We start from the raw sequence: 16,234 nt of genomic DNA, 5'->3' as shown, positions 1-16,234 counted from the left end.
GTTCTCCTTAGGCTTTGGCAATTTCAACCAGGTTGGTGTGCTGAGGATTGCCTTTCGCCAGCGGCGACGGACGGTGGGTGGTCAGCGTATTAATGCAGGCGCCGCGGTCGACACGATCCCCGTCCATATTGGCGTCATGCCACGCACCCTGGCCCATCGCTGAGACACCGGGCATAATGCGCGGCGTTACTTTTGCCGGAATGCGCAGCTCGCCGCGCTGGTTAAAGACGCGCACCATATCGCCGTTTTTAATCCCGCGACGCTCGGCGTCCAGCGGGTTAATCCACACCTCCTGGCGGCAGGCGGCCTGCAGAATATCGACGTTACCGTAGCTCGAGTGGGTGCGCGCTTTGTAGTGGAAGCCAAAAAGCTGCAGCGGAAACTGGCTGCGCAGCGGGTCATCCCAGCCTTCGAAGGTGGAGGCGTACACCGGCAGCGGGCTGATGGTGTCGTCCGCCGCAAGCTGCCAGCTGGCGGCGATATCGGCCAGCCGGCTGGAGTAGATCTCAATTTTGCCGGAAGGCGTTTTTAGCGGATTGGCGAGCGGGTCGCGGCGGAAATCGCGATAGGCGACAAAATGGCCCGCGGGATCCTTACGCTTATAGATCCCCATGGCTTTAAGTTCGTCGTAGGCGGGCAGCGCGGGGTCTTTCGCCAGCATCAGGGCGTAAAGATGCTGCAGCCACTGCGCCTGAGTGCGTCCTTCGGTAAACTTTTGCAGGACCTCATCGCCGAGGCGTTTTGCCACTTCGCTGAGGATCCAGTAGATCGGTTTGCGCTCAAACTTCGGCGAGGTGGCGGGCTGAATAAAGATCAGGTAGCCCATATTGCCGGCGTAGTCGTTGGGGATAATATCCTCCTGCTCGACGGTCATCAGGTCCGGAAGCAGGATGTCGGCATATTTAGCCGATGAGGTCATAAAGTTATCGATCACCACGATGGTTTCGCACCTGCTGTCGTCCTGCAGGATTTCGTGGGTCCGGTTGATGTCAGAATGCTGATTAATAATGGTATTCCCGGCGTAGTTCCACAGGAACTTGATCGGCACGTCCAGCTTATCCTTGCCGCGTACGCCGTCGCGCAGGGCGGTCATTTCGGGCCCGCGCGCGATGGCGTCGGTCCAGCTAAAGCAGGAGATGGCGGTTTTCACCGGGTTAGTCAGCACCGGCAGGCGCTCGATGGTGATGGTATAGGTTGATTCGCGCGCGCCGCTGTTGCCGCCGCTAATCCCGACGTTGCCGGTCAGAATCGGCAGCATGGCGATGGCCCTGGCGGCCAGCTCGCCGTTGGCCTGGCGCTGTGGCCCCCAGCCCTGACAAATATAGGCCGGCCTGGTGCTGCCGATCTCTCGCGCCAGCTTGACGATGCGGTCGACCGGAATGCCGCAAATCCGCGACGCCCACTGCGGCGTTTTAGCGGTTCCATCATCCCCTTCGCCTAGGATCCAGGCCTTATAATGGCTGTTTGCCGGCGCGCCTGCGGGCAGCGTTTTTTCGTCGTAGCCTACGCAGCAGGTATCAAGGAACGGCTGGTCGACAAGGTTTTCCGTTATCAGTACCCAGGCGATGCCGGCCACCAGCGCCGCGTCGGTGCCGGGGCGAATGGGGATCCACTCGTCTTCGCGGCCGGCGGCGGTATCGGTATAGCGCGGATCGATAACGATCATTCTGGCGTTGGAGCGCGCGCGAGCCTGTTCAAGATAATAGGTAATCCCGCCGCCGCTCATGCGGGTTTCCGCCGGGTTATTGCCGAACATCACCACCAGCCTGCTGTTTTCGATGTCGGAGGTGCTGTTGCCCTCGTTGCTGCCGTAGGTGTAGGGCATGGCGCAGGCAATTTGGGCGGTGCTGTAGGTGCCGTACTGGTTTAAAGAGCCGCCGTAGCAGTTCATCAGGCGGGTTACCGGGGAAGCGGAGGGCGACGAGCGGGTCATGTTGCCGCCGACGATCCCGGAGGAGTAGTTGATGTAGACCGCTTCGTTACCGTACTCTTTAACGATCCGCTGCAGGCTGCCGGCCAGGGTGTCCAGCGCTTCGTCCCAGCTGATGCGGGCAAACTTTCCTTCGCCGCGCTTACCGACTCGTTTCATCGGATAGTTCAGGCGGTCGGGGTGGTTGATGCGTCGGCGGATAGAGCGGCCGCGCAGGCAGGCCCGCACCTGGTGATCGCCATAAATATCCTGCCCGGTGTTATCGGTCTCAACCCACACCACTTCGTCATCGCGTACGTGCAGACGCAGCGCGCAGCGGCTGCCGCAGTTCACCGAGCAGGCTCCCCACACCACCCGTTCTTCGCCCTGGGTGGCCTGCTGAACGGCCGCCGCCGCGCCGCGCAGGCTAAACGGCAGCGACACTGCGCCGGCCGCTAACGCCAGTGAACCGATCGCTGAGGATTTAATTAGCGTGCGACGGCTGAGGCCGCCGTCATATTCCGGATAAGACATTACTCACTCCCTGATTGTTATTATGATGAAATTCCGCCGGATTCTGCATTCGAGCGGATGGGAGATCCATAATACTTATATAGAGGTAGATGAATATTATCCCTGGTCAACCCAGGGATAATATCCTTCACTTGAAGCAGGGGCGGGTTACTGCGCTTCGCTGTCGGTGCCGGCGCTGCGGGTATAGGTGATTTTAAAGGTGTCGTTGGCGCAGTGTCCGACAACCTGAGCGCCGGGCTGGTCAGGCTGGTCGCTGGGGACGATGCTCAGGCTAAAGCTCGTCGCCGGCACGCCGTTATTGATGATTTTCTGCTGAATATCGCTTTTTACCCGTTCGCAGGAATCCGGTGCGGCAAGCGCTGATGTCGAACCCAGCAGCAGAGCCGCGCAGAGCCAGGGGGATATTTTCATCATAAACTCCTTATTGACGTCATCCAGATTTAAGCATAGCAGAACTGGTGTAAACAATTGTATTTGCTAATATGATTGCATAGGGACACAGAAGGAATCGGGCGTGAACAAACTGTTTTTACTGGTTTTGGCGACCATGGCGCTCAGCGCCTGCGATAATCAATCCGCGCCGCAGGCCTTTACGCCAGAAATGGCGAGTTTTTCCAACGAATTTGAATTTGACCCGCTGCGTGGCCCGGTGAAAGATTTCAGCCAGACGCTGCTCGATGAGCATGATGAAGTGGTGAAACAGGTCAGCGGGCGATTATCCAGCGAGGGCTGCTTCGATCTGCTGGCTTTCCAGGATCGCGAAAATAACACCGGCGCCACGCTGCTGCTCGACGCGAACTACTATCTCGATGCGCAAACGCGTGAAAAGCGCCTGCGCCTGCAGGGAAAGTGCCAGCTTGCCGAAATGCCGTCGGCGGGCGTGAGCTGGGAAACGGATGACAATGGCTTTGTGGTGACCGCCCGCGGCAAAGAGACCACGGCCAGCTACCGCTATGATGACGAAGGCTATCCGCTAGGCAAAACCACCACCGCCAAAGACGAGCGCTTTACGGTGGTCTCAACGCCGGCGGCCGATCCGCGTAAAAAGCTGGACTACACGGCGGTGAGCACCTTCAACGATCGCGAGCTAGGCAGCGTGCGGCAGACCTGCGACTACGACAGTCACGACAACCCGGTGAAGTGCGAGCTGCAGGTTATCGATGAAAGCGTGCAGCCGCCGTTAACGCGCCACTACACCATCAAAAATAGCATCGAATACTACTGAGCCGTTGGCTTCAGCAGCGTCGGGCCCTGCGGGCGGTGTTCGCTAAGGTACTGATGCTGGAACAGGCACATCCGAATAGTATTGCGGTATTCGCCGTTAATGAAAAACTCGTGAATGAGCTCGCCCTCGACCATAAACCCAAGCTTGCGGTAGATGTGGATCGCTTTTTCATTTTCGCTGTCGACGATGAGGTACAGCTTATAGAGGTTGAGTACGGTAAAGCCGTAGTCCATTGCCAGCTTAGCGGCGCGGGTCGCAAGACCTCGCCCCTGATAGTCCGGGGAGATAATAATCTGAAACTCGGCGCGTCGGTGGACGTGGTTAATCTCAACCAGCTCGACCAGACCGGCTTTTTCCCCGTCGCACTCAATCACAAACCGGCGCTCGCTCTGATCGTGAATATGCTTGTCATAGAGGTCCGAGAGCTCGACAAAGGCCTCATACGGCTCTTCAAACCAGTAGCGCATTACGCTGGCGTTGTTATCGAGCTGGTGAACAAAACGGAGATCTTCGCGCTCTAGCGGGCGCAGCTTGACGGTATGAGCGTCGGTCATGGGTGTTCCTGTGCAGCAATGCTGGCGATAATAATGAATTATGGCGCCCGCAGGCGCCATGCGTGACGGGTTACGGCGCTACGGTACGGCCGGTGCGGCGATCGAGGCAGCGCAGGGTATTCGGCTCCCAGTAGGCGTTGACGTTCGCGCTTTTCTGGCAGTTATCCTGGGCATCAAAAGCGACGTCGGCCTTATCCCATTCTTTCTCGGTGCGCGTGTTGACCTTATGGCGCAGAGTGCGGGTGTCGTTCCACTGCTCTTTTTCCATGGCGGCGTTCTGGCGGCTCTGCGCGCTATCGCCGGATTCAATCACCAGCGTGTCGGTTTTAGCAAAAGACGAGGCGGTGAAGGCCACGGCGCTTAGCGCCAGCATGGCGGTCAGGCACCAGCGTTTGTTCAGTGTCATTTTCATCACGGTTTCCTTTGAGTGATAAAAAGGGATAGCCCTTAATACGAGTTTACTACATCTCTTTTCTACGGCATACCCGACAAAAGGAAGTGGGAGCGGGGCAATTATCGCGTAGAATGCCGCCACTCTCTGCGCTATTTACGTATCTTTAATGCTCAAAACCACGCTGCTCTTTTTCGCCACCGCCCTGTGCGAAATCCTCGGCTGCTATTTACCCTGGCTCTGGCTAAAGCGGGGTGCCACGCCGCTGCTGCTGCTGCCCGCCGGACTCGCGCTGGCGATGTTCGTCTGGCTGCTGACCCTGCACCCGGCGGCGAGCGGACGCGTTTACGCCGCCTACGGCGGAGTCTATGTCTGCACCGCGCTGCTGTGGCTGCGCTTTGTTGACGGCGTTAAGCTCAGCCACTACGACTGGGCCGGCGCGGTTATTGCGCTGTGCGGAATGCTCATTATCGTCGCCGGATGGGGTCGCGCGTAGCCAACCTTACGGGCGCAGCGCCGGGGCAGACGATGCGCCGACCGTGCGGAATCGCGCCTGTTTCCACCTCTGTTTACCGCGTTTCTTCAGCCAGCGGCCGCCGCGTCAGGCCCGGGCATTAATGTGACCAATAGCATCTTTTTCGATCATTATACTTGTATGGTAGTAGGTCTGGTGATTTAATTTTATTCACTAACCGCAGAGATGTAAGGAATAAAAAAAGATGAAGATCGTTGCCGCTGAAGTTTTCGTCACCTGTCCTGGACGTAACTTTGTCACCCTAAAAATCACCACCGATGACGGCATCGTCGGGCTGGGGGATGCCACCTTAAACGGTCGCGAGCTCTCCGTCGCATCGTACCTGCAGGATCACCTCTGCCCGCAGCTTATCGGCCGCGACGCGCAGCGTATCGAAGATATCTGGCAGTTCTTCTACAAGGGCGCCTATTGGCGCCGCGGGCCGGTGACCATGTCGGCTATCTCTGCCGTCGATATGGCCCTGTGGGATATTAAAGCGAAGGCGGCGGGGATGCCGCTGTATCAGCTGCTGGGCGGGGCTTCACGTGAAGGGGTGATGGTTTACTGCCACACCACGGGCCACTCCATTGACGAAGTGCTGGATGACTACGCTCGCCACAAAGAGATGGGCTTTAAGGCCATCCGCGTGCAGTGCGGCATTCCTGGGATGAAGACCACCTACGGGATGGCAAAAGGCAAAGGGCAGGCCTACGAGCCGGCGACCAAAGGCCTGTGGCCGGAAGAGCAGCTGTGGTCGACGGAGAAGTATCTTGATTTTACCCCGCAGCTGTTTGCCGCCGTGCGCGAAAGATTTGGTTTCAACGAGCACCTTCTGCATGACATGCACCATCGCCTGACGCCGATCGAGGCCGCGCGCTTTGGCAAGAGCATCGAGGAGTATCGTCTGTTCTGGATGGAGGATCCGACGCCGGCTGAAAATCAGGAGTGCTTCCGCCTGATCCGCCAGCACACCGTGACCCCCATTGCGGTCGGGGAAGTCTTTAACAGCATCTGGGACTGCAAGCAGCTGATAGAGGAGCAGCTGATTGACTATATCCGCACCACCGTGACCCACGCCGGCGGGATCACCGGCATGCGCCGTATCGCCGATTTTGCCTCGCTTTATCAGGTGCGCACCGGCTCGCACGGCCCGTCCGACCTGTCGCCGATCTGCATGGCGGCGGCGCTACACTTTGACCTGTGGGTGCCGAACTTTGGCGTCCAGGAGTACATGGGCTACTCCGAGCAGATGCTCGACGTTTTCCCGCATAGCTGGACGTTCGATAACGGCTATATGCACCCAGGCGAAAAGCCAGGGCTGGGAATTGAGTTTGACGAGAAGCTGGCAGCGAAATATCCGTACGATCCGGCCTGCCTGCCGGTGGCGCGGTTAGAAGATGGCACCTTGTGGAACTGGTAAGGAGAATAAAATGAAAAGTATCGTTATCCGCCAGCCCAATGAGCTGGTGATTGAGGCGCGCGCGCTGCCAGAGCCTGCCGCGGGGGACGTTCGGGTCAAGGTGCAGCTGGCGGGAATATGCGGCTCGGATAGCCACATCTATCGCGGACACAACCCGTTTGCAAAATACCCGCGCGTTATCGGCCACGAATTCTTCGGCACTATCGATGCGGTTGGCGCCGGGGTGACGGATAAAACCGTGGGCCAGCGGGTGTGCGTGGATCCGGTTATCAGCTGCGGACGCTGCTATCCCTGCTCGGTAGGCAAACCGAACGTCTGCACCTCGTTGGTGGTTATCGGTGTGCACCGGGACGGCGGCTTCAGCGAGTATGCGGTGGTGCCGGCGAAAAACGCCTGGCAGGTGCCAGACGGCGTGTCGGACAGGCATGCGGTAATGGTGGAACCCTTCACGATCGCCGCCAACGTGACCGGGCAGGTGACGCCGACCGAGCAGGACGTGGCGCTGGTTTACGGCGCCGGGCCGATGGGCTTAACCACCATCCAGGTCCTTAAGCAGGTCTACAAAGTCGGCCAGGTGATTGTGGTTGACCGAATCGATGAACGGTTGCAGATGGCCCAGCGCAACGGTGCCGACCGCACGATCAATAACGGCGAGCACTCATTAGCCGAGGTGTTAGAGGTGAAGCCGACGCTAATTATCGACGCCGCCTGCCACCCGACAATATTACAGGAGGCGGTTACGCTGGCTTCACCGGCGGCCAGAATTGTCCTGATGGGATTCTCTACCGAGCCGTCGCAGGTGGCGCAGCAGGGGATTACCGGTAAAGAGCTGTCGATATTTTCCTCGCGGCTAAACGCCAATAAATTCCCGATTGTTTTGCGCTGGCTGGAACAAGGGCTGATTAATCCGGAAATGTTAATTACCCATACCTTCGACTATCAACAGGTCGCTGAGGCAATGGAGCTGTTTGAAAATGACCGCAAGAGCTGCTGTAAGGTTTTATTAACCTTCTGACAGCCAATACAACGCCAGACTCTATATCCTACACAATTAGAGATTATAAAGATGACGACAGTAAAGAATGAGAGAACAACCTCCGATCTCATCCGCGCGGCTGTATCCGGTTGGTTAGGTACCGCGCTGGAGTTTATGGATTTCCAGCTTTACTCTTTAGGCGCCGCGCTGGTATTCCATGAAATATTCTTCCCCGAACAGTCTGCGGCGATGGCGCTTATTTTAGCCATGGGGACCTACGGCGCAGGATATATTGCCCGCATCGTCGGGGCGTTTATTTTCGGCAGAATGGGCGATAGCATCGGCCGCAAGAAAGTTCTTTTTATTACCATCACCATGATGGGCATCTGTACGACGCTGATCGGCGTTTTACCCACCTATGCCCAGGTGGGGATCCTTGCGCCGGTGCTGCTGGTCACCCTGCGCGTGATTCAGGGGCTGGGCGCGGGCGCGGAAATATCCGGGGCCGGAACGATGCTGGCGGAATATGCGCCGAAAGGTAAGCGCGGCATTATCTCTTCGCTGGTGGCGATGGGAACCAACTGCGGCACCCTCAGCGCTACGGCAATCTGGGCGGTGATGTTCTTCCTGCTCGACCGCGAGCAGCTGGTGGCGTGGGGCTGGCGTATTCCGTTCCTTGCCAGCGTGGTGGTGATGATCTTCGCCATCTGGCTGCGCTTGAACCTCAAGGAAAGCCCGGTATTTGAAAAAGTCGCCGAGGGCGGCAGCCGGCAGAGCGCCGCCAGCAGCCAGGAGAATAGCTTTGGCGCGATGCTGAAGAGTAAATCATTCTGGCTGGCAACCGGCCTGCGCTTCGGCCAGGCGGGCAACTCGGGGCTGATTCAAACCTTCCTTGCGGGCTATCTGGTGCAAACCCTGCTGTTTGATAAAGCGATCCCGACAGATGCGTTAATGATTAGCTCGGCGATCGGTTTTATCACTATTCCGCTGCTAGGCTGGCTTTCAGATAAAGTAGGGCGGCGCACGCCGTATATTATCGTCAATATTTCGGCGATTATTTTAGCCTATCCGATGCTGGCAATTATCATGGATAAAAGCCACAGCGTGAGCACTATTATGGCATCGTTGGTTGTTATTCATAACGTGGCGGTACTGGGCCTGTTTGCGCTGGAAAATATTACCATGGCCGAGCTGTTTGGATCGCGTAATCGCTTCACCCGCATGGCTATCTCAAAAGAGATGGGGGGGCTGGTTGCCGTGGGTTTCGGCCCGGTGCTGGCGGGTATTTTCTGTAATATGACCGACTCGTGGCTGCCGGTGGTGGTGATGCTGATTTGCTATTCGGTGATCGGCTTACTGTCCGCCATCCTGATGCCGGAAGTGCGCGACCGCGACCTGAGCCTGGCAAACGATGCCGCCGATACGCTCCCGCTGCGTAAAGACGAAAAATCCGGCCAGTATATTTAAAAAAAGAGTCTGGCTCTGCGTCATTATCATCTCTGCTGATAGCTGGAAAGTATTTATTGATATTTAGATGGCCTCCCGGTCGCGCTGATTATTTTCTCTGGCGACTGTCCGGGAGCTCTGACTCTATTTTACATATTACGCAGAGAGTCAGGCGCCGCTGCGGATATATTCTCTGCATCTTATTGAGCAATGGACGTGATTGTTAAGAGGGGAGTTATGGCATTAATTAATGAGCGTTTTATGATGAGTAACGATCGTGGCGTGAGCTTATACAATGATATTGCTAAGAATCTGCCGATTATTGACTATCATTGTCATCTCGAGGCCAGGGACATTTATGAGAACAACGCCTTTGCTAATATAAGCGAGCTTTGGCTGGCCGGCGATCATTATAAATGGCGGGCCATGCGGGCTAACGCTATTGATGAACGTTTTATTACCGGCGACGCCGCAGCCGAGGAGAAATTCCAGGCCTGGGCGGAGACGGTCGAGTCCTGCTTTGGCAACCCGCTTTATCACTGGACTCATCTTGAGCTGCAGGCCTATTTTGACTGCGATGAAGCGCTGAATCGCCAAAGCTGGCGCCGAATTATGAACCACTGCAACGCGCGGCTGCGGGAGAACGCGTTCACGCCTCGCCAGCTGATCCTGCGCTCGAATGTCGAGACGATCTGCACCACGGACTCGCCGCTGGATACCCTGCATTACCACAAGCTCCTGAAGAGTGATGACGGCTTTCCGGTGAAGGTACTGCCCACCTTTCGCCCAGACGGTTTCTTCGAAGAGAACCCGCAGGCGTTCTTCATCTTTATGCAGCAGCTCGCGGCCATAGCTGATGTGCCGATCGCCACGCTGGATGATTTTGAAAGGGCGCTAGCCAATCGCGTCGACTATTTCCACGATGCCGGATGCCGCATCTCCGATCACGGTTTACAGGCTCTGGTCTGGCGCGAGGTGTCTCGGCAGGAAGCCGCAAGGCTCTTTGCGCAGAAGCTCAGCGGCCAGGAGCTGACTGCCGAAGAGCAGCATGGCCTGAATAGCGCGATTTTTGTGCTGCTGGCAAAGCACTACCGGCGCTGCGGCTGGGCGATGCAGATTCATTTTGGCGCCATTCGTAACAATAACAGCCTGATGCTGGAGCAATCCGGAATTAACTCTGGCTTCGACTCCATTGCCGATCAGCCGGCGCTTGCCGGCAGTTTGAATCAGTTTCTCGACGGCCTGAGCCGGCGCCATGCGCTGCCGAAAACCATCGTCTACAACCTGAATGCGGCCTACAACGACGTCGTGGCATCGGCTATTGCCAACTTTCAGAGCGCAGAGCACGGCGTTAAATCGCCGATCCAGTTTGGCTCCGGCTGGTGGTTTAACGATACCCGGCGCGGCATGGAGAGTCAGCTAAACACGCTGGCCGACCAGGGCTTACTAATGAATTTTATTGGCATGCTCACCGACTCCCGCAGTCTTATTTCGTATCCTCGCCATGATTATTTTCGCCGTATTCTTTGTAATTTAATTGGCGGCTGGGTGACGCGCGGTGAAGTCCATGATGATGAAGTGATATTAACCAGAATGATAAAAAACATCTGTCACGATAATGCGCAAGCATATTTTAAATTTTAATATTCATCCTGACGTGAGGATTTGATATGGCTCGGAGTAATAAGAAAATTACCATCCCGGTAAGTATCGGATATGGTATGACCGATATTATGGGAGGCGGAGCGTTTACCGTAATTGGTGCCTGGCTGCTGTTTTTTTACACCACCTTTGTGGGCCTCTCGCCCATTGAAGCCGCCTCTATTGTGGCCATCGCACGTATTGTGGATGCCATCGTTAGCCTGTTTATGGGCAGCTTTACCGACCACTTTTATAAGAATTATTTAGGTAAGAAGTTCGGCCGCCGGCGCTTTTTTCTGCTGATCGGCGCGCCGCTGATGCTGGTCTATGCGCTGCTTTGGCTGGATGGCATGAGCTACGGCTTCTACCTTGCGGTATATCTGGCGTTTGAGATTATTGCCGCCATGGTCTTAATTCCCTGGGAAACCCTGCCTTCGGAAATGACCAAAGATTTTAATGCGCGTACCAAGCTTTCAACCTGCCGCATGTTTCTCTCCGCTTCCGGAACCTTTCTCGCAACGTTTATTCCCGGCCTGCTGATTAATCACTTTGGCGAAAATGACGCCAGCGCCTATTTCATCAACGGGGTGGTGTTTGCGGTGCTGTTTATGCTCTGCGTGTTTATCTCGTGGAAGGTCACCTGGGAACGTGAGCTGACGCCGGAAATGCAGGCAGAGTTAGAAAGTAAAGCCGTGGAGAAGACCTTTGCCGAGAAGATGAGGTCCTTTGGTCATCTATTTAAGGAGTACGCTTCGACCCTCAAGGTTCGCGCGTTTCGCAAGCATTTGGCTATTTATCTGTTCTCGTTCACCGCGAAAGATGTCTATAACACGGTGTTCGTCTTTTTCTGCGTCTACTGCCTGAACGTCTCATCTTCGCTGGCGGGAACGCTGCTGTCGATGAGCATCGTGGGCCTGCCGGTTACGCTGGCGGCCGGGGTCGCCATTATCAAGTACGGCCCGTCGCGTCTGTACGTCTTCGCCTATTGCCTGATGATGCTGTGCCTCGGCGGGCTGTTCCTCGTTTATCAATTCCCGACGGACAATAAGGTTCTGCTGCTGCTGATCCTTGCCGGCGTGTACCAGGTGGGGCGCTGCGTCCTTGAATTTACGCCGTGGAACGTTTTCCCGTTTATCCCGGATATCGATGAAATGATCACCCGTCAGCGTCGGGAAGGCCTGTTCGCCGCCGTGATGACGTTTTCGCGTAAGACGACGGTGGCGATCGCCACGTTCGCGGTGGGGCTGCTGCTGCAAAGCGGCGGTTTTGTGAAGGGCAGCGTCAATCAGCCGCAGGAAGCCATTGATACCATCGCCATACTGCTTTTCGCCGGTACCGCAGGGCTGCTGCTGATCGCGCTGTGGCAGGCGCTGACCTTCCACCTCAACAAGCAGACGCACAAGATCTTTGTCGATGAGGTCGATCGCCTGAAGGCCAACGGTCTCAAGCAGAACGTCACCCCCGAAGCGCGACGCATTGTTGAAGACCTCACCGGCTACGACTATGACCAGCTGTGGTGCGATATCCCGGCGGAAAAACGTCGCCCAGAGCCGGCACCCTCGGCGCAAAGTTAAGCAAACCTGTGTGATAGCTTGTGGTGAAAAACAAAAAAATGCCAGACCTGTCACACAACATTGTATTTCTGTCGTACCAATCGCCCGTTAATTAATGCAAATCAAAACACAGTCACTCACGGGCGGTAATCTGGTATGGCAGTCAACACTCATACCGTTTCTATACAGCGAGTCTAAAGATGCAAAACACGCTTTTAACAGCCAGAGCAACGCTTCCTTCTTACGATCGCAGCACCCTTATTTCCCGTATCGTTCACCTCGGTTTCGGCGCCTTTCACCGCGCGCACCAGGCGGTCTATGCCGATATTCTGGCCGCGGAACACGGCAGCGACTGGGGGTATACCGAGGTAAACCTGATTGGCGGCGAGCAGCAAATTGCCGATCTGCAGCAGCAGGACCTGCTGTATACCGTCGCCGAAATGTCGGCGGAAGCCTGGACCGCGCGGGTGGTCGGCGTCGTTAAGCAGGCGATGCATGCGCAGGTTGCGGGGCTGGAAAGCGTACTTGCAAAAATGTGTGAACCGCAGGTGGCTATTGTTTCGCTGACCATCACGGAAAAGGGCTACTGCCATTCACCGGCCAGCGGTGAGCTGCAGCTGGATCATCCGCTGATAGTTGCCGATATACAGAATCCGCATCAGCCGAAGTCCGCGCCAGGCGTTATCGTGGAAGCGCTGGCGCGCCGTAAAGCCGCCGGTTTACAGGCATTCAGCGTGATGTCCTGCGACAATATGCCGGAAAACGGTCACGTATTACGTAACGTGGTCTGCGCCCTGGCGCGGGCTATCGATAGCGAGCTTGCCGACTGGATCGCCGAAAGCGTGACCTTCCCGTCAACGATGGTCGATCGCATCGTTCCGGCAGTGACCCCCGCGACCCTGGATAAAATCGAACAGCTGACCGGCGTGCGCGATCCGGCCGGCGTCGCCTGCGAGCCGTTCCGTCAGTGGGTCATTGAGGATAATTTTGTCGCCGGGCGCCCGGAATGGGAAAAGGCGGGCGCCGAGCTGGTGGCCGACGTTGTGCCGTTTGAAGAGATGAAGCTGCGTATGCTCAACGGCAGCCACTCCTTCCTCGCTTATCTCGGCTACCTTGCCGGGTATCAGCACATTAACGACTGTATGCAGGACCAGAACTATCTTCGCGCAGCCCGCAGCCTGATGCTCAACGAACAGGCGCCGACGCTGAAAGTGCAGGGCGTCGATCTGGCTCGCTACGCCGGGCTGCTGATCGAACGCTACAGCAATCCGGCGCTTCAGCACCGGACGTGGCAGATTGCGATGGACGGCAGCCAAAAGCTGCCGCAGAGAATGCTGGATTCGGTACGCTGGCATCTGGCGCAGCGCAGCGATTTTAGCCTGCTGGCGCTGGGCGTAGCCGGCTGGATGCGCTACGTTGGCGGTGTCGACGACCGGGGCGAGGCGATTGAGATTTGTGACCCGCTGCTGCCGGTGATTCAGCAGGCCGTGCGCGCGAGCGCCGATGGCGAAGCGCGGGTGAACGCGCTGCTCGGTATCGAGGCCATATTTGGCGCCAGCCTGGCGCAGGATCCGCGCTTTGTCGATGCGGTGACTCAGGCCTATCTCTCGCTGCAGAGCCGGGGGGCGAAGGCGACCGTTGCGGCCTGGGCACTGGCGCAGTAATCTCGCTTCAATGCCGCCGGCTCCGGCGGCATTAACGCGGCTTTGGCGAATAGCGTTCGCCAGCGCGTCTTACCCGTACGTCATTCCACCGATCTTCACTCTTTCTGCAATAAATATGATCCGGGCCATTGCATATACATAACTATAGCTATCCACAGTTAAATAAATATAAGCTGTGTTTGTTTTAATGGCTTATGTATTTATTAGGCCGATTGTTTGTTCTCCATTTAGAATGTTTATGGCATAGTGAAGCCTCTGGAATACACTTCCTCAGGAAAAAGGAGAGCGGGCTATGTACAAAAAAATTTTATTGCCTGTAGATGTTTTTGAAATGGATTTAAGCGATAAGGCGGTACGTCACGCTGAATTTTTAGCCTCAGCGGAAAACGGCGAAATTACGTTATTAAACGTCCTGCCAAACAGCAGTCGCTCTATTCTTCGCGGTTTTGCGGCCGATATTCATAAATTCGAAACCTTTATGAAAGAGGAGTCGGAGAAAAAAATGAAGACCCTGTCGCGTCTGTTTTCAATCCCGCCAGAGCGTCTTCATACCCGGGTCGTGTTTGGCAACGTGCGCGATGAAATATTAGCTATCAGCAACAGCGATGAGTATGACGTGATTGTTGTCGGCTCGCGCAAACCGGGTATTTCCACCCATCTGCTGGGCTCTAACGCCGAGTCTATTCTACGCTACGCTAAAATACCGGTGCTGGTGGTTCGATAACGGCCCTGGTCTGCATCTTTAGCGGCAGGAGAGTGCACCTGCCGCTAGCGCAACTACTCTTCGCTAAACCAGTCGCGGTTTTCCTGGCGAATTAATAGTACCGACTCGCTAATTTCGTGCAGGTGCAGATGCATCGCCGCGTCTACCGCGTCGGCATCGCGATTTTCCAGCGCCTTGAAAATTTGGTGATGCTGACGCAGCAGCATTTCCGGCGAGCTGATGTGATCGAGGCTCATATAGCGTACCCGGTCAATCGTCGCCTTAATATTCTCCACGGTGTCCCAGGCAAGCTGGCAGTCGGCAATAAGCGACAGCTTCTGATGAAACTCATCGTCCAGCTGGAAGAAATCATTGAGCTGCTGGCGTTCAACCGCCGTGCGCTGCTGATTAAGATTTTGCTCAAGCTGATAAATTTGCTCGCTGTTGACCATTCCCGCCGCCCGACGCACCACCGCACACTCGATGGCCTGGCGCACGAAGCAGCCGTTGCGGACCTGCGACAGGGATATTTTATTGACGTAGCTGCCGCGCTGCGGACGGATTTGGATCAGGCCATTTTCCGCCAGCTTAATAAACGCCTCGCGCACCGGCTGACGGGAAACGTCAAAGCGCACGGAGACTTCCTTTTCAGACAGCGGCGTGCCGGGTGGGATCAGACAATGGACGATATCCCGGCGGAGGATCCGATAAATCTGCTGATTTACCGGTTGTGTTGGATTGAGCTGTGATTCTGCGGCCATTGATGGTTACTTTTTAATGGATTATGTGCGCTATTTTACGCGTTTTTTGCCTTTGCGCCCATACCCGGCCCGCAGGCCGGGCAAGGGGATTAGCCCTGACGGTGCACGCTGAGGCCGGCGAAGCTTTGGCTAACCGGCATCATTTCCAGAGTATTAATATTGACGTGTTTCGGCAGGTTGGCGACCCACCACACGGCTTCCGTCACGTCGTCCGGCGTCAGCGCCTGGGTATTTTCGTAGGCTTTGCCGGCTTTCGCGTCGTCGCCTTTAAAGCGGACGTTGGAAAACTCGGTGCCGCCCACCAGTCCTGGCTCGATGTCGGTGACGCGAATCGCCGTGCCGTGCAGGTCGGTGCGCAGGTTGAGGCTAAACTGACGCACGAAGGCTTTGGTCGCCCCGTAGACGTTACCGCCCGCATAGGGCCAGTTGCCGGCGGTTGAGCCGATATTGATAATATGGCCGCGGTTGCGCTCAACCATCCCCGGCAGCACGGCGCGGGTCATATAGACCAGCCCCTTGTTGTTGGTATCGATCATATCTTCCCAGTCTTCAACGCTGGCCCTGTGCGCAGGCTCCAGCCCCAGCGCCAGACCGGCGTTATTGACCAGCACGTCGATGGCCTGCCATTGCGCAGGCAGGCCGGCCATCATCTCTTCGATGGCCGCGCGATTACGGACGTCGAGCTGGGCCGTATAAATGCCGTCGCCAAGCTCGTCTTTCAGCGTTTGCAGACGTTCTTCACGACGTCCGGTGGCGATCACTTTATGCCCATTCTCGACAAAGCGGCGGGTCATACTCTCACCAAAACCTGCTGTTGCTCCGGTAACCAGGATAATCATCTTACTGTTCCTCAACGCTTTTGTGTCGTCATACCATAGCATGCGTTAACGCGGACCGGTAACGGAAATCACCGCGCCTGGTGTGGTTACAGGCGATGAAAAAT

General features: G+C 56.3%; 15 protein-coding genes. 9 read left to right on the top strand and 6 right to left on the bottom strand.

The genetic code is table 11. The features are described 5' to 3' along the window. Positions 1 to 7: 7 nt before the first annotated feature. Together ynfE and RTE01_RS02635 are read right to left on the bottom strand one after the other, a co-directional pair. A complete protein-coding gene (ynfE, locus tag RTE01_RS02640; RefSeq protein WP_115192596.1) occupies positions 8 to 2,443 on the bottom strand; it encodes a selenate/tellurate reductase subunit YnfE in 2,436 nt (811 codons plus the stop codon). A 147-nt stretch (positions 2,444 to 2,590) separates the two neighbouring features. After that, positions 2,591 to 2,854 carry a DUF1161 domain-containing protein gene (locus tag RTE01_RS02635; RefSeq protein WP_134528508.1) on the bottom strand — a complete coding sequence of 88 codons (264 nt, stop codon included), beginning with the start codon at positions 2,852 to 2,854 and terminating at the stop codon, positions 2,591 to 2,593. A gap of 136 nt (positions 2,855 to 2,990) precedes the next feature. Here RTE01_RS02635 and RTE01_RS02630 point away from each other — a divergent pair, with 136 nt between their 5' ends. Beyond that, positions 2,991 to 3,668 carry a YnfC family lipoprotein gene (locus tag RTE01_RS02630; RefSeq protein WP_374761788.1) on the top strand — a complete coding sequence of 226 codons (678 nt, stop codon included), beginning with the start codon at positions 2,991 to 2,993 and terminating at the stop codon, positions 3,666 to 3,668. On the opposite strand, the gene speG is transcribed toward RTE01_RS02630, so the two are convergent. Together speG and RTE01_RS02620 are read right to left on the bottom strand one after the other, a co-directional pair. Further along, positions 3,662 to 4,222, bottom strand: coding sequence for a spermidine N1-acetyltransferase (gene speG, locus RTE01_RS02625; RefSeq protein WP_041145744.1), 561 nt, complete (start codon positions 4,220 to 4,222; stop codon positions 3,662 to 3,664). The two genes, RTE01_RS02630 and speG, sit on opposite strands and share 7 nt — an antisense overlap. A gap of 70 nt (positions 4,223 to 4,292) precedes the next feature. Then, complete coding sequence (locus RTE01_RS02620) at positions 4,293 to 4,634, bottom strand: DUF1283 family protein (RefSeq protein ID WP_041145743.1); 342 nt, start codon at positions 4,632 to 4,634, stop codon at positions 4,293 to 4,295. 148 nt (positions 4,635 to 4,782) lie between these two features. Here RTE01_RS02620 and RTE01_RS02615 point away from each other — a divergent pair, with 148 nt between their 5' ends. From RTE01_RS02615 to RTE01_RS02580, 8 genes are all read left to right on the top strand, one after another. Beyond that, a complete protein-coding gene (locus RTE01_RS02615) occupies positions 4,783 to 5,109 on the top strand; it encodes a YnfA family protein (protein WP_041145742.1) in 327 nt (108 codons plus the stop codon). Between the two features lie 223 nt (positions 5,110 to 5,332). Continuing rightward, complete coding sequence (gene manD, locus RTE01_RS02610; RefSeq protein WP_076946862.1) at positions 5,333 to 6,547, top strand: D-mannonate dehydratase ManD; 1,215 nt, start codon at positions 5,333 to 5,335, stop codon at positions 6,545 to 6,547. A gap of 10 nt (positions 6,548 to 6,557) precedes the next feature. After that, positions 6,558 to 7,562 (top strand): Zn-dependent oxidoreductase, encoded by a 1,005-nt coding sequence (locus RTE01_RS02605; RefSeq protein WP_134526250.1) that lies wholly within the window; start codon positions 6,558 to 6,560, stop codon positions 7,560 to 7,562. Between the two features lie 51 nt (positions 7,563 to 7,613). Then, positions 7,614 to 8,990, top strand: a complete 1,377-nt coding sequence (locus tag RTE01_RS02600; RefSeq protein WP_134526246.1) for an MFS transporter — start codon at positions 7,614 to 7,616, stop codon at positions 8,988 to 8,990. A gap of 216 nt (positions 8,991 to 9,206) precedes the next feature. Further along, complete coding sequence (gene uxaC / locus RTE01_RS02595; RefSeq protein ID WP_134526242.1) at positions 9,207 to 10,613, top strand: glucuronate isomerase; 1,407 nt, start codon at positions 9,207 to 9,209, stop codon at positions 10,611 to 10,613. 26 nt (positions 10,614 to 10,639) lie between these two features. Continuing rightward, a complete protein-coding gene (locus RTE01_RS02590; RefSeq protein ID WP_115192600.1) occupies positions 10,640 to 12,184 on the top strand; it encodes an MFS transporter in 1,545 nt (514 codons plus the stop codon). Positions 12,185 to 12,363: 179 nt separating this feature from the next. After that, on the top strand, positions 12,364 to 13,827 hold the full coding sequence (locus tag RTE01_RS02585) for a mannitol dehydrogenase family protein (RefSeq protein WP_134526238.1): 1,464 nt from the start codon (positions 12,364 to 12,366) through the stop codon (positions 13,825 to 13,827). Positions 13,828 to 14,119: 292 nt separating this feature from the next. After that, positions 14,120 to 14,551 (top strand): universal stress protein, encoded by a 432-nt coding sequence (locus tag RTE01_RS02580; protein WP_141334642.1) that lies wholly within the window; start codon positions 14,120 to 14,122, stop codon positions 14,549 to 14,551. Between the two features lie 53 nt (positions 14,552 to 14,604). On the opposite strand, the gene RTE01_RS02575 is transcribed toward RTE01_RS02580, so the two are convergent. Both RTE01_RS02575 and ydfG read right to left on the bottom strand, forming a co-directional pair. After that, on the bottom strand, positions 14,605 to 15,291 hold the full coding sequence (locus tag RTE01_RS02575; RefSeq protein ID WP_041145734.1) for a GntR family transcriptional regulator: 687 nt from the start codon (positions 15,289 to 15,291) through the stop codon (positions 14,605 to 14,607). A gap of 89 nt (positions 15,292 to 15,380) precedes the next feature. After that, entirely contained in the window at positions 15,381 to 16,130 is a 750-nt protein-coding gene (gene ydfG / locus RTE01_RS02570; RefSeq protein ID WP_041145733.1) for a bifunctional NADP-dependent 3-hydroxy acid dehydrogenase/3-hydroxypropionate dehydrogenase YdfG, read from the bottom strand. Between the last annotated feature and the right edge of the window lie 104 nt (positions 16,131 to 16,234).

Origin of the sequence: Klebsiella terrigena (genome assembly GCF_006539725.1) — a bacterium.
Taxonomy (GTDB): domain Bacteria; phylum Pseudomonadota; class Gammaproteobacteria; order Enterobacterales; family Enterobacteriaceae; genus Klebsiella; species Klebsiella terrigena.
Note: the sequence above shows the minus strand (reverse complement) of the source record. Positions and strands in the feature narration are given on the sequence as shown.